This is a genomic window from Saccharibacillus sacchari DSM 19268 (assembly GCF_000585395.1).
GTDB lineage: Bacteria > Bacillota > Bacilli > Paenibacillales > Paenibacillaceae > Saccharibacillus > Saccharibacillus sacchari.
In genome coordinates this window covers 1,079,485-1,105,174 of record NZ_KK073875.1, presented here as the reverse complement: position 1 = coordinate 1,105,174, position 25,690 = coordinate 1,079,485, and the positions used below count along the sequence as shown (strand labels likewise).

Annotated in this window: 16 protein-coding genes; 11 read left to right on the top strand and 5 right to left on the bottom strand. The window is 54.9% G+C overall.

Annotated features, from left to right (window positions below):
• Positions 1-46 precede the first annotated feature (46 nt).
• Positions 47-721 carry an SGNH/GDSL hydrolase family protein gene (locus SACSAC_RS04885; protein WP_037292057.1) on the top strand — a complete coding sequence of 225 codons (675 nt, stop codon included), beginning with the start codon at positions 47-49 and terminating at the stop codon, positions 719-721.
• A 282-nt stretch (positions 722-1,003) separates the two neighbouring features.
• Here SACSAC_RS04885 and SACSAC_RS04880 read toward each other — a convergent pair whose 3' ends face one another.
• Positions 1,004-2,776: a carboxylesterase family protein gene (locus SACSAC_RS04880; RefSeq protein WP_037284019.1), complete on the bottom strand. Its 1,773-nt coding sequence runs from the start codon at positions 2,774-2,776 to the stop codon at positions 1,004-1,006.
• Between the two features lie 317 nt (positions 2,777-3,093).
• Entirely contained in the window at positions 3,094-4,125 is a 1,032-nt protein-coding gene (locus SACSAC_RS04875; RefSeq protein ID WP_037284017.1) for a PocR ligand-binding domain-containing protein, read from the bottom strand.
• 248 nt (positions 4,126-4,373) lie between these two features.
• Between SACSAC_RS04875 and SACSAC_RS04870 the strand changes: the two genes are divergently transcribed.
• The 8 genes from SACSAC_RS04870 (at position 4,374) to SACSAC_RS26805 (ending at position 16,565) form a co-directional block, all read left to right on the top strand.
• Positions 4,374-5,510, top strand: a complete 1,137-nt coding sequence (locus tag SACSAC_RS04870; RefSeq protein WP_037284014.1) for a glycerol dehydrogenase — start codon at positions 4,374-4,376, stop codon at positions 5,508-5,510.
• Positions 5,511-5,539: 29 nt separating this feature from the next.
• The gene (gene dhaK / locus SACSAC_RS27475) at positions 5,540-7,294 is read left to right on the top strand and encodes a dihydroxyacetone kinase subunit DhaK (protein WP_037284012.1); all 1,755 of its coding nucleotides are present in this window, start codon (positions 5,540-5,542) and stop codon (positions 7,292-7,294) included.
• Positions 7,295-7,584: 290 nt separating this feature from the next.
• A complete protein-coding gene (locus SACSAC_RS04860; protein WP_037284009.1) occupies positions 7,585-9,717 on the top strand; it encodes an alpha/beta hydrolase in 2,133 nt (710 codons plus the stop codon).
• A gap of 196 nt (positions 9,718-9,913) precedes the next feature.
• Positions 9,914-11,833: a sensor domain-containing diguanylate cyclase gene (locus SACSAC_RS04855; RefSeq protein WP_245608576.1), complete on the top strand. Its 1,920-nt coding sequence runs from the start codon at positions 9,914-9,916 to the stop codon at positions 11,831-11,833.
• Between the two features lie 259 nt (positions 11,834-12,092).
• A complete protein-coding gene (locus tag SACSAC_RS04845; protein WP_051506873.1) occupies positions 12,093-14,138 on the top strand; it encodes a beta-galactosidase in 2,046 nt (681 codons plus the stop codon).
• Positions 14,139-14,319: 181 nt separating this feature from the next.
• Positions 14,320-15,030: a pirin family protein gene (locus SACSAC_RS04840; RefSeq protein WP_037284003.1), complete on the top strand. Its 711-nt coding sequence runs from the start codon at positions 14,320-14,322 to the stop codon at positions 15,028-15,030.
• A gap of 20 nt (positions 15,031-15,050) precedes the next feature.
• Positions 15,051-15,401 (top strand): hypothetical protein, encoded by a 351-nt coding sequence (locus tag SACSAC_RS04835; RefSeq protein ID WP_037284001.1) that lies wholly within the window; start codon positions 15,051-15,053, stop codon positions 15,399-15,401.
• Between the two features lie 261 nt (positions 15,402-15,662).
• Positions 15,663-16,565 (top strand): hypothetical protein, encoded by a 903-nt coding sequence (locus tag SACSAC_RS26805; RefSeq protein WP_051506872.1) that lies wholly within the window; start codon positions 15,663-15,665, stop codon positions 16,563-16,565.
• Positions 16,566-17,022: 457 nt separating this feature from the next.
• Here SACSAC_RS26805 and SACSAC_RS04825 read toward each other — a convergent pair whose 3' ends face one another.
• Both SACSAC_RS04825 and SACSAC_RS04820 read right to left on the bottom strand, forming a co-directional pair.
• The gene (locus tag SACSAC_RS04825) at positions 17,023-19,839 is read right to left on the bottom strand and encodes an endo-beta-N-acetylglucosaminidase (RefSeq protein WP_037283998.1); all 2,817 of its coding nucleotides are present in this window, start codon (positions 19,837-19,839) and stop codon (positions 17,023-17,025) included.
• Between the two features lie 326 nt (positions 19,840-20,165).
• Entirely contained in the window at positions 20,166-21,122 is a 957-nt protein-coding gene (locus SACSAC_RS04820; protein WP_037283995.1) for an NAD-dependent epimerase/dehydratase family protein, read from the bottom strand.
• A gap of 378 nt (positions 21,123-21,500) precedes the next feature.
• Between SACSAC_RS04820 and SACSAC_RS04815 the strand changes: the two genes are divergently transcribed.
• Positions 21,501-22,286 carry a YpjP family protein gene (locus SACSAC_RS04815; RefSeq protein ID WP_051506871.1) on the top strand — a complete coding sequence of 262 codons (786 nt, stop codon included), beginning with the start codon at positions 21,501-21,503 and terminating at the stop codon, positions 22,284-22,286.
• A 70-nt stretch (positions 22,287-22,356) separates the two neighbouring features.
• Positions 22,357-22,818 carry a hypothetical protein gene (locus SACSAC_RS26800; protein ID WP_051506870.1) on the top strand — a complete coding sequence of 154 codons (462 nt, stop codon included), beginning with the start codon at positions 22,357-22,359 and terminating at the stop codon, positions 22,816-22,818.
• A 120-nt stretch (positions 22,819-22,938) separates the two neighbouring features.
• Here SACSAC_RS26800 and SACSAC_RS04805 read toward each other — a convergent pair whose 3' ends face one another.
• Positions 22,939-25,374, bottom strand: a complete 2,436-nt coding sequence (locus tag SACSAC_RS04805; RefSeq protein ID WP_037283992.1) for a glycoside hydrolase family 94 protein — start codon at positions 25,372-25,374, stop codon at positions 22,939-22,941.
• Between the last annotated feature and the right edge of the window lie 316 nt (positions 25,375-25,690).

The following is a 25,690-nucleotide window of genomic DNA, read 5'->3' as shown; positions in this document are numbered from 1 at the left end:
CATGTTGCGTTCGGAATTGAAACGTTTTCGAAGAGGAGAGAGCAACATGAGCGAAAGATCGGAACAGCAGTACGCGCAGCGCAGAATTTTATTCCAAGGAGATTCCATCACCGACGGCAACCGGGGACGCGATGCGGACCCTAATCATATTCTCGGACACGGCTACGCCTTCTGGATTGCCGCAGAACTGGGCCTAAAACTTGCAGCCGACCAGCCAGAGTTCATTAATCGCGGCATCAGCGGCAATCGCGTAAGCGATCTCGAAGCCCGCTGGCAGGAAGATGCAATTGAACTGAAGCCCGATACCCTCAGCATCTTGGTCGGCGTCAACGATATTCTAATGTCGATCGCGGAACCGGGCGGCTTCGACCCGATCGGATACGAACAAGGCTATCGCCGTTTGCTGGAACAAACCCGCAACGAACTGCCTGAAGCCAAACTTATCCTATGCGAACCCTTCATCCTTCCGGGCGGCCACACGGACTCCGATTGGCAAGCCTGGAGAGCGGCAGCAGACGCCTGCTCCGAAGCCGTCCGACGCCTCGCGCAACAATTCGGTGCCCTGTTCGTCCCGCTGCAAGACGCCTTTGACGAAGCCTGCCGAACCGCCCCCGCCTCCTACTGGATCTGGGACGGCGTCCACCCCACCACAGCCGGCCACGGCCTGCTGGCAAAACGCTGGCTGGACACCGTGCAAAAGAGCGAAGCCGCGATTCGCTAATACCGTACTTTAATCTTTTAACCTAAAACAAAAATAGAGGTACCAGCGGAGGGAGAAATTCAGTGAAAGCCGCCTTTGAACGAGGAGAGCTGAAAGCTTTCTTCGCGAGACAGCGTCTTGAACGAATTTCTTCCGCAGCGCCGCCCACCTCCATCCCCCCCATACAAAAAAGCCGCCGAGAATTCTCGACGGCGCAGCAGCCTGTATTTCAAAGCTATCCGTAACCTTTGACAGAGGGAGCAGGACAGCTTTTTTTATTCGGATAAACCGCCAAGTTACCGTTTATTGCTGAACCCACATCGAAGCATTGCCGAAGCTCTTGTCCAGCTTGCCGCTGAACCAGCGACCGTTCAACACTTTGGAGATCAGCTCGGCTTTGTCGGCTTCGGAGATCGTGCGGTCGGCACGCATGGCGGCCAGCACTTGCTCGTAAGTGAACTCGGGCGAAGACGCGTAAGCGATCGCTTTTCGGCGGTTCGCGTCGAGAATCAGCGTGGAATCGCCGTTGAGCGAAGCTTTCGGCGTCCAAGTGTCCCATTGCGTCAGGCCGTTTCCGTTCGGATCGCCGTTATGCACGAAGTTCGAGATATAGTTGCGGAACACTTTGCCCAGATCGACCGCTCCCGGCAGATCATACGCGCTTCCAATGACCGAATCGTAGTTGGCGTTGTCAGGCGACAGCAGCGGTACGAATACGCCGTGGAACGCGCCCAGCGGGCTCATCGCGCTTCCGGCTACGTAAGCGTCGCTGCCGAAGTCGATCTGCATGCCGTAAATGTCCGCGCCGTAGCTGCCGAACATTTTTTGCGCGGAATCTTCCACGTTGAACAGGCTGTACAGCTCGCCGCCGTATTTGTTGATGAAATTGTATTTGGCGATAACGTTCGCGTCGGTGTTGATCGAACCGTCCGCGATATTTTTCGCAAAGTACGAATCGAAGCGTCCGAACAAGGAAAACTCGTCGGCGCCCGTCAGCATCAGCAGAGGGACGTCGTTGTAATTTTTCGTGTCAAAGCCTTCCTTCGGCAGAACGGTTCCGTCCGTGTACAGATGCGGGAACACGCTCATGCGAATGCCGGCGTTGCCCATTAGCTTGGACAGCTTGTCGGCCGGGATCGAGTACAGATAGTCGCGCACGTCGGAGCCTGTGGTGAGCAGCCAGTCGGACGCTTCTTTTTCCGTTGCTTTTTTGCCGTCGGCAACGGCGAGCGGAGCGATGGCTTTGGCGAATGTCGCGGCGCTTGCGCCTTCGTCCGCTACGGTCATGCCGCCGCTGAACGAGATCGCTTTGTCGAATTTGCCTTCAAAAATCGGGGAGATCAGCATCGCCATCACGTCGCGTCCGCCTGCGGAGAAGCCGGCTACGGTCACGTTGTCCGCGTCGCCGCCGAACTGTTCGATATTGGCTTTGACCCAATCGAGGGATTTAGCGATATCAAGCAGGGCGTAGTTGCCGGAATTTTCTTCGTCCGTGCCGGTCTTCAGCGCCGGAAGCGGGTTGAAGCCGAGCGGTCCGAGGCGGTAATTGACGGAGACGAAGATCGCGTTGGTGTCGTTCACCATCGAACTGCCCGTGATCTCGGTCGATTTGCCGGTCTGGTTGTTGCCTCCGTGTATGTAGACGATGACCGGAAGCTTGTCCTTCGCGTTGTCGGGACGATAGATATCCAGATTCAACGCGTTCTCGGTACCGACGATGTTCGCCCCCGAAGCTTGAATCGCGATGTCGCCCGGTTTGGTCGCATCCAATACGCCGCTCCACGGCTGCGGATCGGAAGGCGCTTTCCAGCGCTGCTCGCCTGCCGTCGACGCCGCGTAAGGAACACCTTGCCAGATCAGCGCCCGGTTGGTTTCGTCATGGTAGCCTTGCACCTGGCCGAATTGCGTCGTTTGGAGCGTTTGCGGCGAGAACGCCCCGGCTTGCACGGTCGTTTGCGTTGCAGGATTGGAAGTTGTCGCAGCGGCAAACGATGTCTGCGGCGCACTGTAAACGCTTAACACTCCGGCCGCGAGCGTGGACGCAAGCAGCAAAGATCCCCATTTTTTCGGTTTCATCAAGAACCCCTCCTTGAGATTGGTTGGTATGCGGAAAAGGAGCGCTGTATCTTGACCGAGTCAAACGAAAGGTTGCGTTCATCTGAAATGAACCTAAAGCGTGTGCGTTTCAGATGAAGGTAAGCCCCTGAATAAGTTTGGTCAAGCTATTGGGCATAAAAAAAACCTAAACCGATGCACAAGGCATCAGCTTAGGTTACGCCCGAAAAAAGGTCACGTTCCTGTTCGCAGTCGTAGTCTAACACAGAATTGTAAGCGTTTCAAAACCTTTTTTGCGAAATCGCTTTAGAGAGGTAAAGAGTGGTAAACAAGGGTTTTCATCGCGGTGTTTTGTAATATTTCCGGTAAACGGCCGGCGTGAGTTCTTCGTATTTTTTGAACGTTTTGATAAAGTAGCCCGGCTCGTTGAATCCCAATTCGCCGCTGATCACCGCGATCGGCATATCGGTATTTTCGAGGAGGCGCTTGGCCCATTCGATCTTCAGCCTCGCCGTATAACCGGAGTAACTTTCCCCGGTTTCTTTGGCGAAAAGGCGGCTGAAATAGCTCGGACTGATATGGCATAGCTCGGCCATTTTTTTGAGCGGAACGGATTCGCTTTTGTGCGCGTACAGATAGTCGAACGCGGGCTTGAGCACGGGATTGTCGCAGCGTTCGCTTTCGTCCGAATCCGTATGGGCGCCTGCGAGGATATGCGTCATTTCTTTGCGGGCAATCTCCAAATTCTGCATCGCGTAACCCGGCAAAATGTCGGACAGGCGCGGAGTCGATCCCGAAGCGGACGCTTTTTCGAACAGGTCCGCGATCATGTTTTTGTTGAGCGCTTCTTCCACGATATAGCTGCACAGCAGCGACAGCATGTCGGAAATCTTGACGATTTCCTGATACGACATGACGGGAAGATCGGCGTAATGGTCTTTGAGCTTTTCCCATTTTTCGCTGTACAGCTTTTTGTTTTTCGAAGTCAGGATCTGCTCCAGCTCGGCCGCGCCGGAAGGGTCGGACAGGCGCACCTGTCCCGCCATGACGGCTCCCACGTATTTGTCGTCGATAATGACGGGCACGGCGATATCGATAATGTTGTAATGGCAAAGGTAAATATAAGGCTTGTTCGAGCGGACCGCCTCCAACCCGCCGCGCGAATCGCATTTTTGGCAGTAGGGCAGCAGGTCTTCGTCCTGTCGTACCGCCCGGCAAAACGACTGGCAGCCGCTATGGCCGGTCACCGCGTTTCCTTTATAATCCACGGTCAAAATCGCGAGTTTGGTGACGGAGGCCAAGGAGTCTTGAAGACGTTCCCACTTTTGCAGGTCGAAAATGTTCTGGATGCCCAGATGTTCGCCGATCACGCGCATTCCTTCTTTCGGAAATAGGGTAGAGGTTGCTAGCCGAATCGTAAAAATCTATGTAAGCGATGACAAAAAGATACCATTCGGTTACGAGAGGACATCAAATTACGATTGCAAATTATAATATATTGCTTAAAAAGTCCAATGTAAACTTAAAATTTGTAGCTTATGATGGAAGAAAGCGCCGCCAAGACGGTTAATGACACTTTGATCGCATCATCCATTTCCTATATACGGAGGTCTTTCCCATGAGAAAAGCTTTTATCAGCCCATCGAAATACGTGCAAGGCGAAAACGAACTGCTCAACCTCGGTTACTTCGTCGCTTCTTTCGGCAAATCGGCCTTGCTGATCGCGCACCCGGACGACGCGGCACGCGTGAAATCCAAGCTGGATGCCACTTCGGAAAAATTCGGAGTCACTTTCGTTGAAAGCGGTTTTATGGGTGAATGTTCCCGTCAGGAAGTCGCTCGTCTCGAACAGATCGCGGCCGACAACAACTGCGACTGCATCGTCGGACTCGGCGGAGGCAAAGCGATCGACGCGGCCAAATGCGTGGCGAAAGGCGAATCCCTGATCATCTGCCCGACGATCGCCGCGACCGACGCGCCGACCAGCCACTCGGCGGTACTGTACACGCCGGAAGGCGCGTTCGACGATTATGCGTACTTCAAACAAAGCCCGAGCGTGGTGCTGGTCGATACGACCGTCATCGCCAACGCGCCGACGAGATTCCTCGTGTCCGGCATGGGCGACGCGCTGTCCACGTACTTCGAAGCGCGCGCCACGTCCCGTTCTTATTCCCGCGTCAACGCAGGACTGCCGAGCGGCGTTCGCGAAGGACTGACGGCTCCGGCATTCGGCACGAATGCGGCGATGGCGCTCGCCACGCTGTGCTACGAGATGCTGCTGCGCGACGGCGTCAAAGCGAAAGCGGCTTGCGACGCGAACGTCGTGACCCAAGCGCTGGAAAACATCGTCGAAACGAATATCCTGCTGTCGGGACTCGGATTCGAAAGCGGCGGTCTGGCGGCAGCCCACGCGATCCACGACGGATTGACCGCCTTGGAAGGCACGCACCACTACTTCCACGGCGAAAAAGTCGCGTTCGGGACGATCGCGCAGTTGGTGCTCGAAAACGCGCCGACCGAAGAATTGAACCAGGTGATGGACTTCTGCCTCGCCGTTGGACTTCCGGTCTGCTTGGCGGATATCGGCGTAGAATCGATGACGGCCGAAGAACTGCAGGAAGTCGCGGAAAAAGCCTGCATCCCGGAAGAGTCGATTCACGCCATGCCTTTCCCGGTTACGGTAGAAGAGGTGGCGGCAGCCGTTCAGGCAGCCGACCGCATCGGCAGCGCGTACAAAGCGTCCAAAGGGCTGTAAGACGAAACCGACTAAGGAGGGATCATCTTTTGAAAAAAATCATCAATAAACCGGAAGACCTGGTCATGGAAATGTGCAGCGGACTGGTGCTTGCGCATCCGGAGCTGGAATTCGTGCAAAAGTATAAAGTGGTCAAAAAGAAAGAATTGAACACGAACAAAGTCACGCTGATCAGCGGCGGGGGCAGCGGCCACGAGCCGGCCCACGCCGGCTTTATCGGCAAAGGCATGCTGGATGCCGCCGTCTGCGGCGACGTGTTCGCTTCGCCTTCGCAGATCCAGGTCTACCAAGCGATCAAATCGACCGCGAGCGATAAAGGCACGCTGCTGATCATCAAAAACTACAGCGGCGACATGATGAACTTCAAAAACGCCGCGCATCTGGCGAGCGAGGACGGCATCGAAGTCGATTACGTCCGCGTCGACGACGACATCGCGGTCGAAGACAGCTTGTACACCGTCGGACACCGCGGCGTGGCGGGCACGGTGCTCGTGCACAAGATCGCGGGCGCCGCGGCCGAAGAAGGCCGCAGCTTGGCGGAAGTCAAAGCGGCGGCCGAGAAAGCCGCCGCGAACGTGCGCAGCATCGGCTTTGCGCTGACGTCCTGCACGGTTCCGGCCAAAGGCACGCCGACGTTCAAGCTTGGCGAAGACGAGATCGAATACGGCGTGGGCATCCACGGCGAGCCGGGCATCCGCCGCGAGAAGATGGTCACGGCCGACGAACTGGCCGCGCATACCGTTTCCGACCTGATCCGCGACATGAAGCTCGAAGGCGGCGAAGAGATCGCGCTGCTGGTCAACGGCTTCGGCGCGACGCCGCTTCAAGAGCTGTATCTGTTCAACCACGCGGTCACGCGCGAACTGACGGAGAAAAACGTCAAAATCAACCGCACGTTCGTCGGCAACTACATGACAAGCATCGACATGGCCGGCATCTCGGTCACGTTCATGAAGCTCGACGACGAGCTCAAAACGCTGCTGTCGAGCGAAAGCGACACGCCGGCGTTCAAAGTATCCGGCCCGGTCGTGCAGCCGGCCTACGAGGAGTTGCGCAGCTCCAATCCGGAAGAGGTTCCGGCTTCGTTCAAAGTCGAAACGCCGGCCGAATATGCCCAGGTTTCGGCAGACAAGATCACGCGCGACAATATGGTCTATCTGATCGACAAAATGAGCGAGGTCGTGATCGACAACGAAGTTCCGTTCTGCGAGCTGGATTCGCATGCGGGCGACGGCGACTTCGGCATGAGCATCGCCAAAGGCTTCAAGCAGCTCAAGCGCGAATGGAAAGAAATCCTGTCGCATGACGACAAGTCGATCGGCGGCTTCCTGCACGAGTGCTCGCTCGTCATCATGGAATACTGCGGCGGCGCTTCGGGCCCGATCTGGGGTTCCGCGTTCCGCGCGGCCGGACGTTCGGCAGGCGACAAGACGGAGCTGAACGTATCGGAGTTCGCGGAGCTGATGCAGGCCGCGGTAGAAGGCATCCAATCGACCGGCGAGCGGTCCTTCGGCCGCGGGGCGGTCGTCGGCGACAAGACGCTGATCGACGCGTTGGTGCCTTGCGCGGACGCTTGGACGGCGAGCGCCGCTGCCGGGGACGACGTGAAAACGGCCTTCGCCAAAGGCGCGGAAGCGGCCGTGGCGGGAGCGAAAAAGACGGAAGAGATCGTGGCGCGCATGGGACGCGCGGGCACGGTGGGCGAACGCAGCATCGGTTATCCGGACGCGGGCGCGCACGGTCTCGGCGTGATCTTCACGGCGCTGTCGGACAGCTTGAAGTAAGAACGGCCGAGATCTCGGCCCGAAGCAATAAAGAACGGCTTTCAGCCGCCGGATGCCGCATGCAAGATCGGCGTTCGGCGGCCGAACTGCCCGGCGGCAAAAAAAGATGCTTGAAAAATCGGCAGACGGATGACCCGGCTCGCCGCTTTTTTCGCCTGCTTCCGAAGGCGTTCGATCGGACGTTTCGAAACGTTTCTACAGCATGGCGAAGGCAGAAGCTATAGTTCAAATTTTAACTATTCAACTTTGATTTTACACTGATGCGACAGAGGTCGCGGGGAGACGCACGCGTGAAAAACTTATCTAATCTGTTCAAAAAACCGACGGGCCTGTTGGCTTTGTCCCTGGTCTTGATCCTGCTGGGCAGCTGGCTCGCCGGCATGTTCAATACGTCCTTTTACAAGGTCAACGTCAAGGAGATTTCGTTCAAAGCCGACCACGGCACGCTGAACGGCCTGCTGTACATGCCCAAAGGCGCCGGGCCGGACGATCCCCGTCCGGTCATCGTGACCACCCACGGTTATCTGAATACCAAAGAAATGCAGGACGCTCCGGCGATCGAGATGTCCAGACGCGGTTATATCGTGCTGGCGCTCGATATGTACGATCACGGAGATTCCCGTTGGGACGGCGATATCAAGGTCGGCGAGCAGTTCTCGACGTTCTGGATCTACTCGCAGTTCGACGCCGCCAAATACATGTACGACCAGCCGTATACGAAAAAAGACGCCGACGGCAACGCGTACCTCGCGGTCAGCGGACACTCCATGGGCGGCTTCTCCACGCTGCTTGCCATGTACATGGACGAAATGAATTCGCTGCAAGCCGGGCACCGGATGATTTACACGGGCATCTCGGTCGGTTCCGACTATTCGTACGCCGCGGCGGTCGCTCCGCAGGATCAGCTGACTGCCGCTTACGGCAGCCGCACGGTCGGCATGATCGCGGGCCATTACGACGAATTCTTTTTCAACAAATCGGACGAGGAAAAGTCGGCCGAAGAAAAAGCGGTCGCAGGCACCGTCATGCGCAAAGACTTCGTCAAAACGTTGTCGGGACGCGCCTTCCTGGGTCTCGGCGCGGATAATCCGGAACAGGCGCAGCAGGGGCAATATTACAGCGTCGACGCCGGCGACCTGAAGGTCGAAGACCAAGTCGCGCGTCCGTCGCAAACCGGCGAGCGAATTATCTACACGCCGAACCAGACGCACCCGTGGAACCACTTCTCCCCGGAAACGACCGGTTACCTGATCGACTTCTACGCCCACGCGTTCGAAGGCGTCACTTCGCCGAGCCAGACCGATGCCGGTTTGTCGTCCGGCAATCAGATCTGGTGGCTCAAAGAAGCGTTCAACTTCGTGGCCATGATCGGGTTCTTCCTGCTGATCGTGCCGATGTCGGCGCTGCTGCTTCGCCTGCCTTTCTTGAATCGTGCCGTGACGAACGTCACCGCGCCGCTCGCCAAGCCGCTCGGCGGCGGGCAAAAAGCCGCCTATTGGATCGCGGTGGCGTTCAGCGCCCTGATCCCGGCCATTCTGTTCCCGACGCTCATGGATAAACAGCCGGGCGGCCTGCATACGCTGACGATCGTCGCAATCGTGCTGCTGGCGCTGTCCGTCGCGGCTGCGGTGATCGGCTTCGCCCGTTCCGGCAGTTCCCCGGCCATGCGCCACGTGGGCATCGGCGGATTGATTCTTGCGGTCGTATCCGCGGTCATGTGGGTCCTGTTCGCCAAAGCCGACGGCATCGCGCCGCTCAGCCCGTTCTTCAACGAACCGACGACCAACCAGATCGTGTATTGGGCGCTGGTGTCCGCTTCGATCACCGCGTTCGTCACGTTCGCTTTCTATTACTTCAACAAAAAGCGTTCCGGCGCGAGCTTCGCGGATTACGGCATCAGCCTGAAGCCGATGGCGATCGTCGCGAGCCTGTGCACGGCGGTCATTGCCGTCGCAATCGGGTACCTGCTGCTGTTCGCCGTGCAGGCGATCTTCGGCACCGACTTCCGCATCTGGACGTTCGCCGTCCGCACGTTCACGTTCGAGCATTTCGTGACGGGGCTGCGCTACATGCCGCTGTTCCTGATCTACTACTTCGTCAGCGCCGTCGCGCTGAACGCCGATACGCGTTCGCGCAAAGGCGGATACTGGCTCGCGATCTTCCTGAACGTGGGCGGCCTGATCCTGTGGCTGATCGCGCAGTACGGTTTCGACTTCGCCCGCGGCGTCGCGCTGTACCCGGCGCAGGCGCTGAACGGCATCCTGCTGTTCGCTCTCGTTCCGGTGCTCGTGATCGCGGCCGTGTACGCGCGCAAACTGTTCGAGAAAACCAATAACGTTTGGCTGCCGGCTTTCGTGAACACGATCTTGTTCACGCTGGTGACGGTCGCCAACACGGTCATGTTCTGGAATCTCGTACCTTGACCGCATTAAATCCAACATTCGTATCGGTCATGGTACGGATCTGATTTCCGGGCTTCAATCCGTCCCGTTTTCCCAGCACGCATCAAGTCGCCGGAACTTTCGTTCCCGGCGGCTTTTTTGGATGCGCCTTCGAAGTTTGCATGCACGCCCTAATCAAAAGCCCCCGAAACGCAGATAATAATAAGGAGGGTCGTCAATGAAGAACCGCCGCCGGGGAGGTGCTTTTCGATATCGGGCATCATGGGCATATCGGGCATCCGTCGATCCGGCCGGGCTTAAGGAGATTTGGGAAATGAACAGGATGATCAAGGATCTTTTTCAGGGGAAAAAATTCGTCGGATCGGGATTGGTCAAGGTAAGCCTCGGCTTCATGATCGTGTTCGTGTTGATCGTGGCGCTGGGCTTCGCTTACATCGTTCACTCGCTTTTCGCCAACTATGAGGGAGTTCGGCAAACGGCGGACCTGCGCACGCAGCTGCTGCGGCTGGAGAACGCGATGATCGATCAAGAAACGGGACAACGCGGGTATCTGCTCAGCCGGCGCACGGAATTTCTGGAACCGTTCGATCGGGGCGAATTGAATTACCATGCCGCTTCGGAAGCGCTGTTCGCGCAGGTGCGGAGCATGAACGCCGAAGTTTCGCTGGAGACGTCCGTACTTGAATTAACGGCTGCCGGAACAGGATGGAAAACGGAGTTCGGCGACGCGCAGATCCGCAAAGCGATGGCCGGCGAGGCGATTACGGAGCAGGAATTGACGGAAGCCAAGCGGCAGTTCGACCTTTTCCGGACTCAAGCGGCCGAACTGCTCGAACAAGTCGAAGTGCTGCGCGCGGAACGCCGTACGGAGATGCTGAACCATTTGTACGCGCTGTTCGCGGCGATGGGCACGTTATTCGTCGTCGTCCAGATCCTGATGCTGAACTATTTGCAAAAAGGATTATTCCGCCTGACGCGCCCCATTATCCAGTTGGACCGCGCCGTATCCTCGTACGAGGACGGCAACATGCAGGAGCGATTGCCGGATTACCGCGAGGATGACGAGATCGGCCGTCTCATTCTCAATTTCAAGCGCATGCACGAAGAGATGGAAAAAGAAAAGCAGGCGCTGGAAAATACGTACCGCATGATCAATACGCTGCATCAATCCCGAAGTCTGGAAGACGCGTACCGCAATATTTTGAAATCGATCGGAGCCTTAACGTCGTGCGATCGGATGTCCGTCATCACGCAGAATCCCGACGGCTTGTACACGATCAAGGCGGTCTGCGCCGACGGCGCCGTCTCGTTGGACGAGCTTCCGCTGCCGGACGAAGCGGAGGACGTGGAAGAGCTGCTGCTCGGCGGGTTTTCCACGATCTACGACGATTGGTCGAAGCATCGCGCGCAGGGAGCGATCGCCGAGCGGCTTTACGGCGGCGGAATCCGGTCGTCCATGCATATCATTTTGCGCAAAGAAGCCCGCGTGATCGGCGTGCTGAATGTAATGTCGGACGAAAAAGGGTTTTTCAACGCGCAAAAAAAGGAGCGTCTGGAAAAGTTGTCGCCGATGATCGTCACCGCGCTGGAGAACGCCAGCGAGACGATCCGCATCCGGGATATGGCGATGCGCGACGGGCTTACGGGACTGTGGAACCGGCGTTATTTCGATCAGGCGTTCGACAGCCAGTTGGCGAGACAGGCGGCAGGGCAATCGGGCGGGCGTTCGCTCAGCCTGATTTTGCTGGACGTCGATCGTTTCAAAGTATTCAACGATACATGGGGACATGCCGAAGGCGATCTGGTGCTCAAGCACGTCGGCCAACTGCTTCAGCAGCAGGTGCGTACCGGCGATATTCCGGTACGCTTCGGAGGCGAAGAATTCGCGATCCTGCTTCCGGACACCTTGCACGAGGAAGCGGCGGTCGTCGCCGAGCGGATCAGGAAAATCCTGGAGTCGGAATCGCCGTCGCGCAAATATCGGATCACTGCAAGCTTCGGCATCACGACGAGCAGCGGGGGACGGAGCAAGGAAGAACTGCTGGAAGGCGCCGACCGTGCTTTGTACAGGGCCAAAGACGAAGGGCGCAACCGGGTCTGCATAGACATGGGTCCCGGTGCGCAAGGCATTCTGTAAGGAGCGCGGAGCCGGCGGGATATCCGCCTTCCTGCCCGTTTCGATGCATGCGGCGCATTTCGGCCGGACGATCGGGCGATTCGGGAAGGGGTTCGCCGGAATATTCGCATGCGATCAGAGAATCGTTCGGAGCTTCGAGCTTCCGTGCGGTTCTTTTTTGCGTTTGCGGAAAACGTTTGCGGAAGGGCAGGGATCGACGAAGGAAGCGCGAATCTGTTTAAGACGATCAGAGGTTTGAATCCGGAAAGGGGCAGGCAGGATGACAGAATCGCAGCAAACAGCAATATACGAACGCATTCGCATGGGCGTTGATTATTACCCGGAGCATTGGGACGAGACGATGTGGGAGGAAGATGCGGCGCTGATGAAAAATTCCGGCGTTGCCCTCGTGCGCGTCGGCGAATTCGCCTGGAGCCGCATGGAACCGCGAGAAGGAGAATTTGATTTCGGGTGGTTGGATCGCGCGATTGATTTATTCGGACGCTACGGAATCGACGTGGTGATCGGTACGCCGACGCATACCCCGCCGAGATGGTTGACCGACAAATATCCGGACGTGCTGCCGATTACGCCGAGCGGCGGCGTGTACCAGCCGGGCGTTCGCGGGCATCGCTGCTTCAACAGCCGTTCGCTGCGCAAATTCGGCGAGCGGGTGATCGACAAGCTGGCCGAGCGCTACGCCAAGCATCCGGCCGTGATCGGTTGGCAGACGGATAATGAATTCGGCATGCTGGATAGCCAAAGCCCGCAGGCTGCCGAGGATTTTCGGGATTGGGCCTATCGGAAATACGGGACGCTGGAAAACTTGAACCGCGAATGGGGAACGGTCGTATGGAGCGGCGAATATTCGGATTGGAGCGAATTGACGCCGCCGTTCGGCGGATCTCCGTATCAGAATCCTTCTTTCCTGCTGGACTTCGCGCGTTTCCAGTGGGAGACGGTCGCGGATTTTCAGGCGGGTCAGATCGCCGCGATCCGCAAGCACTGTCCGGAGCATTTTATTACGCATAATTTCCACACGTATCCGCAGCGGCTCGATCTGTATCAGGTCGGCGCGGATTTGGACTTTGCTTCGTTCGACTATTATCCGAATACGTCGCCGAATAAAGCCGCCACGTCTCCTTATAGCGGCGCATTGTCGCTGGACGTGACGCGCGGCATCAAGCGCAAAAACTTCTGGATCATGGAACAGCTCAGCGGCTCTCCGGGAGCCTGGATGCCGATGTGGCGCATGCCGCAGCCGGGTTATATCCGTGCTTACGTCTGGCAGGCGATCGCTCGCGGCGCGGACACGGTGGTCCACTTCCGTTGGCGCAGCGCCAATATCGGAGCGGAGCAGTTCTGGCACGGCTTGATCGATCACAGCAATGTTCCGGGCCGTCGCTTGGCGGAATTCGCGCAAACGAGCGCCGAAGCCCAGCGTCTTGCTTCTTTGCTGGAAGGAACATCGCCGGAGGCCGAAGTCGCTATTCTGATGTCGCATGAGCAGCTCGAAGCGCTTCGCGTGCAAAAACAAACGGACAGCTTCGACTACTACGAGAACCTGAAGACGTATCACCGGGTACTGACCAAGCTCGGCATCACTTGCGACGTCATCGACTGGCGCCAGCCGCTGGACGGTTACCGCGTCGTCGTCGCGCCGCATCTGTATCTGTTGGACGACGAAGTCGCAGAGCGCTTGTCCCGTTTCGCCGCGGACGGCGGGACGCTGGTTACTACGGCGCGGACAGGGGTTAAAAACATGAACAACGTCTGCGTGATGCAGCCTCTTCCGGGATTGCTGGCCGATTGCGCGGGCGTGAAGGTTCGCGAGTACGACCCGCTGGGCAGCGACGTTGTTCGGCTCGACGATCAGGACGGGGAGCAGTTTGCATGCAGCCAGTGGGCTGACATTCTTGATCCGATCGAGGGGGGCCGCACGGAAGTTCTGGCCCGTTACGGCGGCACTGTGTTTTTTGCGGGGGAAGCGGCCGTTACCCGGCATGAATTCGGGCGCGGAGAGACCTATTATCTCGGCACGCATCCCGAAGAGAATTATTTGCGCAGCCTGCTGCTGCGAATCGCGCAGCAGCGCGGCGTGACGCATGCGGAAGGACTTCCGGCCGGCGTTCAAGTATCCGTGCGCAGCGGCAAGAGCGGGGCATATCTGTTCGTGCTGAACTTGGGACGCGAGCCGCGTCGGGTTAAACTATCTTCCGAGGCCTATGCCGAAGCGGCGCGGGGAGAAGGATTGTTGAGCGGCAAACGTTACGGCAGCGAGATTGAGTTGGAGCCTTACGGCGTGGAGATTTTCCGCGTGAAATGATGCAGTCATGCGAAAACGGAACGCATGTCCGAGAGCGTGCATTTTTGAGATTGCTGATTTTTATAAAGTATCTAACTTTATTTTTATTTTCCTATTGAAAATTTTAAATTAAAAGTAATAATAGAAAGAGAAGCGGAGCAATCCGCCATCCTTATGTAATCGGAAAGGGGCTCGCCAAGCGATGATTCAGGTCTATCCGGCAAGTTCGCGTTTTGAATATGACAAAGGCTGGTTGAAAGGCGGACATAGTTTTTCTTTCGCCGAATATTACGATCCGGAGAACGTGAAGTTCGGTCCGATGCGCGTATGCAACGACGACGTGATCGCGCCGGGCAAAGGCTTCGGTGCGCATCCGCATAGCGATATGGAAATTATTTCGATTATTCTGTCCGGGCGTTTGCGCCATGAAGACAGTTTGGGCAATGTGGCGGTCACCGGATTCGGCGGCGTGCAGCGCATGAGCGCGGGCACGGGCGTGATTCATACGGAGCATAATCCTTCGGAGCACGAGGACGTGCATATTCTGCAACTTTGGTTCGAACCGACCGAACGCGGCAAAGAACCTTCCTACACGACGGGCGAATTCGATACCGCTGCGCTGGACGGCGCATTGGTACCCGTCGCTTCCGGCCAGGGACTTGAAGGCGTGACCGATATGGGGCAGGATATGACTATTTATTTGAGCCGTTTGGAGGCTGGCCAGCAGCTTGATTTCAAACAGGCTGTCGGACGCCGAATGTTCCTGTTCGTGATCGAAGGGGAGCTGGCCGTATCCGGCGCCGGCGAAGACGTTAATTTGGGACGCCGGGATACGGCCCGCATTACGGAAGCGCCGGAGCTTGCTTTGACCGGAACCAGTCCGGTCTTCTACATGCTGGTCGACCTGCCGTGAGCGAAAAGGAGGAATCGATAATGGCTGAATCGCAGCAAGATCATGAACGTATTCTTGTCAAACACGCGGTTACCGGGCGTATGTTCATTAACAGCGGAACCGATGACGTAACGTACGAATTGGAACGTTTGAACGAAGACGGGAGCACCGTGCTCAGTATCCGAGGGATCGCGCCTTGGCTCGCCGAGGAAATTCGCGGCGTGCAGCGCGAGCTTAACGTTTTTCATTTCGAAGAGCCTCCGGGCGCTCCGCCGATCAAGCATTGGTTCTATGTCGGCGAGCATGATGTCGTCTACGAAGAAGCCACGTCTACGCTGACGATTCGTACAGGGGCGGAAATTACGTATAAGCCGGATGAGTATTGGGCTTGAGCGTTAAAAACGACATAAGCAACGATCGAAACCGACGTTTAACCGCGTCGGTTTTTTCGTTTTTTACTTTTCAGCAAACATTCAGCCCCGCTTCAGGTTCTTCACAAAATAGCCGGATAAGATGTCCTTGTACCTTTAATATGGACAAGGTGCTTGTTACCCCGTCGGCAACCGTAACGCAAGAAACACGACCCCCAATATCCGTCCGGACATTCCAAGCGGCATGCCGCAGATCGGACGATCTTCCAGGAGGAATACGATATGAACAAAAAAATCGCAACCGGCGCACTGGCTTTTGCTCTTGCGGCAGGAGGAACCGCCGTCGTGTCGCATACGTACGCGGACGCCGTCGCAGCTCCGTCTTCAGGCAGCAAGACGACGACTCCGGCCGTTTCTTCGGCCGACCCGCTTCAATCCGAATCCGGCAAAAAGCTTCCCGGCCCCGGCGGACACGGCCTCCATGGCGGTCCGGGAATCGACCGGGCCGAACTTTCTTCGCTGCTGAAGCTGACGGAAGACGAATTGAAAACCCGTCAGGAAGCGGGCGAGACGCTGTCCGCGATCGCGACCGCTCAAGGCGTGGACCCGCAATCCGTGATCGACCTGCTCGTATCGAAGCGCGAGACGAAGCTCAAGGAAGAACTGGCCGCAGGCGAGATCACGCAAACACAGTATGACGAGCGCCTGGCGAAAGCGCAGGAACGCGCGCAAAAAGAAATCGAACAAGTCTTCGACGCTTCGAAAAAAGGCCCGGGCAAAAGGCCGCACGGCGGTCCCGGTGCCGGTATCGGACCGAAAGAAGAACGCGAAGCGGTTGCTTCGCTGCTCGGCCTGACGTCGGATCAGTTGAAAACCCGTCAGGAAGCGGGAGAGTCGCTCGAAGCCATCGCGACCGCGCAAGGCGCGGACAAGCAGAAAGTGATCGACCTGCTGGTAGCCGACCGCGAATCGAAGCTCAAAGAAGAACTGGCCGCAGGCGACATTACGCAAGCGCAGTATGACGAGCGCGCAGCCGAAGCGCGCGAGCACGCCGGCGAACGCATCGCGCGGGTGATCGACCCTGCCGCCGTTCCGGCCGAAGGCCAAAAACGTCCCGGCGGCCCTCGCGGCGAACGGAGCGGCGCGGACGAAGACGCCGACGCGGCAACTCCGGAGACGCCTTAATTCGCAGTTGTTCAATACCTTGCTCCGCAACCGGACGCCTTTCGGAACGCCACCGAAAGGCGAATGGTTAGCCGGCAGCAGATCTCGATGAAATAAGTGCGAGAATGCCGTTATTTGATCTCTTTTTCATGCAAATATTAAAATAAGTACGTTTCTTCAAAACGCAAAATCAGACCGAAATAACTGCATATTCGTATTTATTTAGGGCGTGTACGCAAACTCCGACGGCAGCAAAAGATGCACGTCGCCCGAGTTTGCGTACACGCCCTAAGGTAACCTTCATTGTTTTTCGAACACATCACACAAAAAAGGCTGAACGAACGCCGAGGAACGGTATTCGTGTCAGCCTTTTTTATGAATTCAACTTGTACCCTGTCTTCAGAACCAAACTACGTTTCTTTGCACGATTACTCTCTTTGTTGTACCTTCATGCGCTTTCGACTATTTGCCTTTCTGTCTATTCGTTTTTCAACACCACCGGTTCCGATTTGTTGCCGCTGTAGTCTTCGAGCACGACTTCGACTTTCGCCGCCGTCGAGGCGAAGCTCAGGCTGGCTTTGGTCGTGCGTCCGCGAATGATGCGATCGCGGTCGCCGACGTTGTACGTGGTCGGGAACGAGCGCGGTTTGCCGTCTTCGTACACGTACAGATAACGCCAATCGCGGGTGTTCGGCATCGGGAGGCTCAGCGTATTGCCGTTCCATGACCATTCTTCCGCGTACGGCTCGGCTGTCGTATCGGCAAAGGTGCCGGAGACGGAAACGGGGGTCAAACCGTCTTTTTTCACCGTTACGATGTACTCGTCGCCGTTCGCTGGCATACCTTCGAATACCGCTGTCGTATCGCCATGCGGGATCGTCAGCGTTTCGTCAACCGGCTGCGGCGCGGTCGTCCAGTTGACGGAGCGGACGTTTACGGTCGTATCGCCTTTGACGCTGCGCGGTACGGTCCATTTGACCGTCAATTCGCCGTTTTCGGCAGCTGTTGCTTTTAACTGCTTCGGCGCGGTGTTCAAGTTGAACGGGACTTCGGCAGCCGCGCTTTCCGTGCCGTCGGGTCCGACCGCTTTGAGTTTCACGACGCCGGATTGAGACGGAAGGTTTTTGATATAAAACGTTTCGTCGTATTTGCCGCCTACGAATGTATCGTTGACGTACACGTTGTACAGCTGGACCTGATCGTAGTTGTCGTCCAGGTTCCAATTGACGACCATCTCGCCGCTTTCCGGGTAGACGGCTTCGATCGCAAGTCCCGCCGGAGCGGAAGGCGCGATTTGCGTGCTGTTCGAAATTTGCAGCTCGCCGACGTTCATCCGATAATCCGCGATCGGGCTTGCGCCCGGCTCGAATACGAGGCCGAAAGCGGCGACTTCGCGTCCGGCGTACGCGCCGAGATCGACCTGAGCCTTTTGCCAACCTTGCGTTTTGCCGCCGCTGTTCGGTACCGGCACCTTCACGACGTCGTTCGGCGCATCCGCGAAGATCAGGCCGACGCTCATCAGGGAATCGTCGCTTTTGACCGTCTTGTTGTACGTCACTGACAGTTTGGAGCCGGAAGCGACGTTCAGGTCTGTTTTGTACAGCCGCAGGAACGTCTCGGCGTCCAGTTTGCCGCGCAGCGCAAGCGAGCTTCCGCCTTCGTACGCGCCGATCATGGCGCGATCGAACTTGTCGGACCCGCCCGTTTTGTACGAACGCCCGTAATCGAACGCGACGTCAAGCTTGCTGCCCGACGTTTCCTGCCACCATTGCCAGCTCGGCAGAATGTCCTGCAAGCTCATGTTGGACCATTCTTCGTCGTTCGACACTTTGCCGTCCACGTAGTACTCCAGGCCGTGCCCGGTGTTGAAGTTGGTGTAGAACGTATCGCCGCCGACGACGGAGCGTTCCGCGACCACGGAAGCGATGCCCGGCCAATAACGCGTATCCGCATATACGTCGGAAGCCGTGTTTTGTGCCGATACGTTCGTGTTCGTGGGGTCAAGGTTCGGTCCGGACCACCAGAGGCGTTCGCGAATATCCGTCATCCATTGGAAGTCGTTTTCGTTGCGTTTGCGGCTCGGCCAGCCTTGATTCATGTCTTCGTCCAGTCCGGCATGCACAAAGTCCGCGCCGAGCGTGGCTAGACTGGTACGCATGTTTCCGTCGGCATCGAGCTTGGCGTTCAGCGCCGAGCCTTGCACGTTTTTGAACCGGTCGCGGCCAGCTTCCAACCCGGCGTAGCCGTTTTCGAACAAACTGAAATCGGTGCCGTACTGCGCGTTCCAATTGTTCAGGAAGGTCGTTGCGGCGTCGATCTGGCTTTTGCCCATGCCGTAGTCGAAGAAGAAGGAATCGGATACCTGCTGCCCGTCTTCGGAGTCATGCAGGAACATCATATTGTTGGCTCGGAAGGTGCGTGCGAACGTGTTTGAACCAGTATCCGTATTAAGCGAGTCGTACCATTGGATATACAGGCCGGATTGTTTAAGCGTTTTCACGAATTCTTGATAATCCGGAATATCCGCGACGGCGACGTTCGGCCCGATCTCCTCCTGATTCACGAAATAGCCGTCGTATCCGAAGTATTCGGCCATTTCGATCAATTTTTCGGCGACGGGGAAGTTGCCGTTTTCGTCTTTGACGATCATCTGCTTGTAAGTCTGCTGGCCGCGGTCGTTGTTGGAGAAAAAGATGCCGGCCAGCGACAATACGCCGTTTTTGTGCGCCGCGTCGGTGTAAGTCGGATTCGGAATATTAAGCATGCCGAACTCGAACCACTTTTGCTGCCAGTCTTTTTGCGCCAGTTCGTCATAGTATTCCGGCGGCGTATACGCGGTCGCGGTGCCGTGCCAATACGAATAATAGTCCGTGTACTGCCAGAAGTTGAAATGGTACTGCGCGAATTTGTTGGTATAAGGCGCATTTTCGATAAACGCATTCCCGTAATCGCCCGCCACGTTCATCATATGTACGTCGGAGCTGATCGTCGGGTCGGCTTGGGTGGCGGCAAAAGGCGAGATCCGGGGTTGAAGCGGCACTCGCGAACGCAGCAGCTCGGAATCGCGGTCGCGCTCCGGCGTCCAGTCGAGAATATGTCCGCTGGTGTAGCCGTGCACGCTCGGTTGGTTCAAGCCCTGGGCGCTATCGCCCGTGAATGGCCAAGTATCTCCGGCGCTGGCTTGCAGCGGCAGGGCGGACGCAATCAAAGACAAGGCGAGAGCGGCGGAAGCAGCTTTACGCGGAAAACGGGACTGGGGACGGCGGGAAGACTTGATCCTTTTTCGGGTGCTCATGAGATTCCTCCGTTTCGGTGGGTGGTCAAACATTCAGGCAGGGAGCGCGAAACGAACATACCGCAGCGCCGACGACTGGAAAGGAGTTCCCTATTAAGCTATCCGATGAAAGCCTTTACATAAAGAGTTGAAATTAAAGAAGAAGGGTTCAAAATAAAGAAAAAGCCCCGAACTTGAAAAAGTAAGGGGCAAAGCAGACTCAAAAGCCAAATAGCGGGTCAGAGGAAAACCTGTCCGGCAAAGGGCAAGCAATCGAAAGATCGATAGAGACGGCAAAGCCCGGCGGATTGCTCGAAGTATTGAATATTGGCGGCAATGCGTGCAAGTTACTTTTCGAACCAGCCGTGTTGCACCATGTAGCCGACGCTTTCTTGCACGGTTTCCAATAGGGTGTGTCTCGGCGCGTATCCGATTAGCCGTTTTCCTTTTTCGATACTGAAATGACCGCTTCGGGCGATATGATGGTAGCTGCTGTCGATCAACTCCTGCTCGCCGGTATGCCGACACCATTCGGTCCACGGTAGCAGCTTGATCCGTTCTTCCTGACCGAACCAGCGATACATGGCTTGCGCGTAGCCGAGCAGCGTGATCGATTCGTCGCCGACCGCATGGAAGCTTTCACCCAAAGCCGACTGACGATGAGCGATCGCGTTGAAAAAGACCTGAGCGACGTCGTCGGCGTGCACGTGGTGCAGCGTCTCCATCCCGAAGTTAGGCAGCACGATTTCTTCGCCGCGCCGGATTTTGCCGAACGTGCGATGATCCGCGTTGGCCGTAGGGGTGATGATCGCCCAGCCCGGTCCCGAAATTTGCCCAGGCATCACGACCGTTTCCGGGAAGCCTTCCAGGCGATACAGCCCGTGCAGATACTCTTCGCTGTGCGCTTTTTGGCGTCCGTATTCATCCAGCGGGAACTTCGGTTGGTCTTCGAGCATCGGCAGGCGGGTGGCTTGACCGTGCGCCCAGATCGACGAACAGAACAGGTAATGGGAGAGATTCGTGTTTTGGAGCGCGTGCGTCATTGTTTTTGTATCCTCTAACGAAAAGTTGATCAGATCGACCACGATATCCGCGTTCAATCCGGCTATTTTTTGCTCGAACACGCCTTTGTCTTCTTGCTCGCGATCAAGCACGACCGATTGCACTTCGCGCCAGATGGGGTCCGTGGTATACGGTTTGCTTTTGCCGCGAGAGATATTGACGACCTGGTGCCCCGCATAGATCAATTTGGGAATCAGGTAACTTCCGATATGGCCCGAACCTCCGATGACGACTGTTTTCATTTTAAATCCTCCTCAGTTCGCTTTTCTGTTCGTTCTCTTGAAACTTTGTTCTAATTGAGATAAGTTTCTTGGGCTATTTCTATATTATTTGCTCCAAAAGCCAATTTGAACTTTAAAAATAATGAACTGTACTGCCTCATCATAAAATTTTTAAAAAAAATGTATAAATAGACTCGTTGTAGTTAATCCTTTAGACCTAATTTTGAATAGAAAATATCAATTTTTTAAAGGTTTTCATTGATCTAATAGTTTTTTTATTAAAAAATTTACAGATAAAATATTAATATCTAAAAATAGGTATGATAACACTTAATTAATTAATTGTTATCATATAAAGTTTAAATTGTAGTTAAATAAAACATATAAGGAAGTGGTGTTTTGAAGCAAGTTTTAATGAAAATTTCTGCTTTGACAGCTTTTATTTTAACATTAACTGTTTTAGTCTCTCCTTTTTCGGTTTCTGCAACTATTCAAACAGAAGAACCCTCGAAAATTTATAAACAAGATCAAAATGATTCAGGTACATCCGAAGAATATGAAGCTATTGCTCTAATTAGAGAGAATTTAGCTCTCCTTGAAGAGGCTGCTCTTTTGGACGATGAATTGAATCAAGCATTGAGCCGATATAATTCACAAGACAGAGAAAAGGCTTTTCTCATGGCGTTTCAAGAGATTTCTCAAAAAAATGCGATTCAATCTAATCAACTTCAATTCTTTTCCAATGATCTCCAAATTCAAGGTGATATAACTCCTCAAGCTATTCCCATTTTGATTTGGGCTATAGTTGCTGCAATTATTAAAGCTGCAATAAAGAAAAAAATGGGTCCTAAAATCGTTAAGCTAATCGGAGATCAATTCGATACTCAAATCTGGCCTAAGATGGAACCGGGTCTTAAAAAGCAATTTGATCGTCATGGGTACAAAGGAAGTAAAGGACCTGAAAGTAGCGGCTCCCCAAATAATATTAGTCAGGGACAACATATCATTGATCTTTATGATCGTAATGATAGATTGTATGTAAAAATTCATGTCAACAAAAACCAGTCAGGTAATTCTACCAGCTGGCACTGGCATGAAATGGATAACCCAAAAGGTTCTGACTGGCATGTAGGAAATTTTGAATTGAAGCATAATACTTTACCGAAATGGGGAGCACCAGATTAATCATACAAACGAAAATGTCGTTCATCGTGAACTTCTCATCAGTTACGGGACGGACCTGGATCATAGCAATATGGATTTTTTGGTAAAAACCCTGTTAGTTCCTTATGCGAATTCTCAAAAGCATGCAGATTTTATTTTGAATTATGAAATCTTTGATACTAATCCGAATAAGATTTCGCAAAAATATACTTTGATTGATTATTATTTGACCCAAGCTCAGCTTGATGGTTTTATGTATAAGCTTAATAAACTAAAAGGAACTCATGTGCTTGGAATTTCTGGGTATTTTGGACATAGGGAGATTTGCCGAGCGAGGACAGTTTTTTGTTTTGTTGTTCTGTACACAAAAAAAAGCGAACTTCTATATTTTTATGACAAGTTGGAAAGCCCCGAAAGCAATTCAGTTGTTTTCAACGCATTTAAAAAACTCACACCTAATCAACAGTACATAAAAATCTCAAAACACGATAAAGAGTTTTTGGAGAAAGAAAAGCTGGAAGAATGGGTGGATTTAGTTCTTAATACACGCTGATTAGTTATAAAAAATTAAAGAACTTTTACGTAACTCCGGCATATTTTGTCGGAGTTTTTCTGTGAACAAAAAAAGACTGCCGAGAAATTCAGCAGTCTAACGTCGTTGTTAAAGAATTTTTTAACCCAATTCCACAACAACCTCATGGCTCGTCCCCGCCTCGAACACCGGCAGCACATTGCCTTCCACCGCTTTCCCGTCCACGGTCACGGATTTCACGCCTTTCGAGATGTGATGCGGATTGCGGATCTCGATCTTATACTCTGCCCCGCGGAACGAACGCGAAATGCTGTAACCGTCCCAAGCTTGCGGGATACAAGGATCGATACGCAGACCGTCGTAATCCGGCTGGATGCCGAGGATTGCCTGCGTGATCGCGACATAGTTCCAGGCCGCCGTGCCGGTCAACCAGGAGTTTTTCGCTTCGCCTTCGCGCACGGCGTCTTTGCCCGCGATCATTTGCGAGTAGACGTAAGGCTCCATGCGGTGTACTTCGCTGATGTCTTCCAGATAAGCCGGAGCGATCTTGGCGTACGTCTCGAACGCGCGGTCGCCGCGTCCGATCACCGTCTCGGCAATCGTTACCCACGGGTTATTGTGGCAGAAGATCCCCGCGTTTTCTTTGTAGCCCGGCGGGTACGTGGAGATTTCGCCGAGGTTCAGATAATACTTCGAATATGCAGGCTGCTGGAGCATGATGCCGTAATCCGTTTCCAGACGGTCGCGGACGGAATTGAGTGCTTTTTCCGCCAGTCCTTCTTCGACGCCGATACCGGCCATGACGCAGAAGCCTTGCGGCTCGATAAAGATCTGGCCTTCCTCGTTCTCATGACTGCCGATCTTTTCGCCGTGGTAGTCATAAGCGCGCAGGAACCAATCGCCGTCGAATCCGTGCTCGATGGTGATTTTGCGCATGTTCTCGATCTCGCGCTCGGCGCGCGTTGCTTCGTCTTCCAGACCGCGTCTGCGTGCAAGTTCCGCGTAGTCCGGTCCGGCGAATACAAACAATCCGGCGATGAAGACGGACTCTGCCGTTTTGCCGTCCAGGTTCGTGGTCGTCTGGAACGATTCGCCCGGTTCGTTGGAGAAGCAGTTCAGGTTGAGACAGTCGTTCCAGTCGGCGCGTCCGATCAACGGCAGGCCATGCGGGCCGAGATTGTTGGTCACGTGATCGAAGGAACGTTTCAAGTGCTCGAACAACGTCGCGCTGCCTTGGCGTCCGCTATCAAACGGCACGTCCTCGTCAAGGATGCCGTAATCGCCCGTTTCTTTGATATAAGCGGCCGTACCGGTAATCAGCCACAGCGGATCGTCGTTGAAGCCGCTGCCGACTTCGTTGTTGCCCTGCTTGGTCAGCGGTTGGTATTGGTGATAGGCGCCGCCGTCATCGAATTGCGTGGAGGCGATATCGATGATCCGTTCGCGGGCGCGATCCGGAATCTGATGCACGAAGCCGAGCAGATCCTGGTTGGAGTCGCGGAAGCCCATGCCCCGGCCGATGCCGGATTCGAAGTACGACGCCGAACGCGACATATTGAACGTCACCATGCACTGATATGGATTCCAGATGTTGACCATGCGGCTGAGCTTGTCGTCGCTGCTTTGGATCGAATATTTGCCGAGCAGTCCGTCCCAATAAGCAGCCAGATCCGCTAACGCGGAATCGACCTGCGCATCCGTCGCGAAGGCTTCGATCATCGCTTTGGCCGGCTTTTTGTTGATTACGTTCAAGCTTTCCCATTTCTCTTCCTGCGGGTTTTCGACATAGCCGAGCATGAAGATGAGAGACTGTTCTTCGCCCGGAGCGAGTTCCAGGTTGATGCCGTGCGAAGCGATCGGAGACCAGCCGCTGGCGACGGAGTTGCCGGACTTGCCTTCCGAAGCGACCTGCGGCGTATCCAGTCCGTTGAACGCGCCGAGGAACGTATCGCGGTCGGTGTCGAAGCCGTCGATCCGGCGGTTCACGGAGTAGTAAGCGTAATGGTTGCGGCGCTCGCGGTATTCCGTTTTATGATAAATGACGGAGTCTTCGATCTCGACTTCGCCGATGCTCAAATTGCGTTGGAAGTTAGTCATGTCGTCGTGCGCGTTCCACAGACAGAATTCCAGATAGGAGAATAACGAAACCCTTTTCGGAGAATCGCTGACGTTACTGACTTTTACGCGATACACTTCGGCATTGAATCCGAGCGGGACGAAAGCCAGTTGATTGACACGTAGGCCATTGCGTTCGCCGGTAATCGACGTATAACCGAGACCGTGGCGGCATTCGTAAAAGTCGAGGTCGCGCTTAACCGGCATCCAGCCCGGTGTCCAGTAATCGCCTTCGTCATGCACATAGAAGTAACGGCCGCCGTTGTCGAGCGGAACATTATTATACCGATAACGGGTGAGACGTCTCAGTCGGGCATCGCGATAGAACGAATAGCCGCCCGCCGTGTTGGAGATCAGGCCGAAGAACTGCTCGTTCCCCAGATAGTTGATCCACGGGTAAGGCGTTTTAGGCGTTTGAATGACGTATTCCTTGTTAGCGTCGTCGAAGTAACCGAATTTCATCGTGTGAACTCCTCTCAAATTAACCCTCGATTGGTCATAAACAACTCGAGTATAATCGGGATGTAAGCGGTTTACAATAGGGTGCGGACAAACGACATAAAATGTTCGGAAATCGTTTTCGAAAAAAAGTTACACAGGTGGGGAAGCGAGAAGACTGCGAGAGAAATTCGTTCCGGTCGCGTGTTGAAATCGAGAAAATAGATTGAAACTTTTATAGGTTTTTCTCGATTTCAAAGGCGAACGCTATCGCTCCTACACTGAATTTCTCTCTCCGTCTTCTCGCTTCCAGCTACGTTGGCGTTTTTCGAAACGATTA

Bases quoted from the DNA above. Each gene is read 5' to 3' on its own strand.
- SACSAC_RS04880 (WP_037284019.1), bottom strand. From the start codon at position 2,776: ATGAAACCGAAAAAATGGGGATCTTTGCTGCTTGCGTCCACGCTCGCG.
- SACSAC_RS04855 (WP_245608576.1), top strand. From the start codon at position 9,914: ATGAAGAACCGCCGCCGGGGAGGTGCTTTTCGATATCGGGCATCATGG.
- SACSAC_RS26805 (WP_051506872.1), top strand. From the start codon at position 15,663: ATGAACAAAAAAATCGCAACCGGCGCACTGGCTTTTGCTCTTGCGGCA.
- SACSAC_RS04885 (WP_037292057.1), top strand. From the start codon at position 47: ATGAGCGAAAGATCGGAACAGCAGTACGCGCAGCGCAGAATTTTATTC.
- SACSAC_RS04835 (WP_037284001.1), top strand. From the start codon at position 15,051: ATGGCTGAATCGCAGCAAGATCATGAACGTATTCTTGTCAAACACGCG.
- SACSAC_RS04825 (WP_037283998.1), bottom strand. From the start codon at position 19,839: ATGAGCACCCGAAAAAGGATCAAGTCTTCCCGCCGTCCCCAGTCCCGT.
- SACSAC_RS26800 (WP_051506870.1), top strand. From the start codon at position 22,357: ATGGATTTTTTGGTAAAAACCCTGTTAGTTCCTTATGCGAATTCTCAA.
- SACSAC_RS04845 (WP_051506873.1), top strand. From the start codon at position 12,093: ATGACAGAATCGCAGCAAACAGCAATATACGAACGCATTCGCATGGGC.
- SACSAC_RS04805 (WP_037283992.1), bottom strand. From the start codon at position 25,374: ATGAAATTCGGTTACTTCGACGACGCTAACAAGGAATACGTCATTCAA.
- SACSAC_RS04870 (WP_037284014.1), top strand. From the start codon at position 4,374: ATGAGAAAAGCTTTTATCAGCCCATCGAAATACGTGCAAGGCGAAAAC.
- SACSAC_RS04820 (WP_037283995.1), bottom strand. From the start codon at position 21,122: ATGAAAACAGTCGTCATCGGAGGTTCGGGCCATATCGGAAGTTACCTG.
- SACSAC_RS04840 (WP_037284003.1), top strand. From the start codon at position 14,320: ATGATTCAGGTCTATCCGGCAAGTTCGCGTTTTGAATATGACAAAGGC.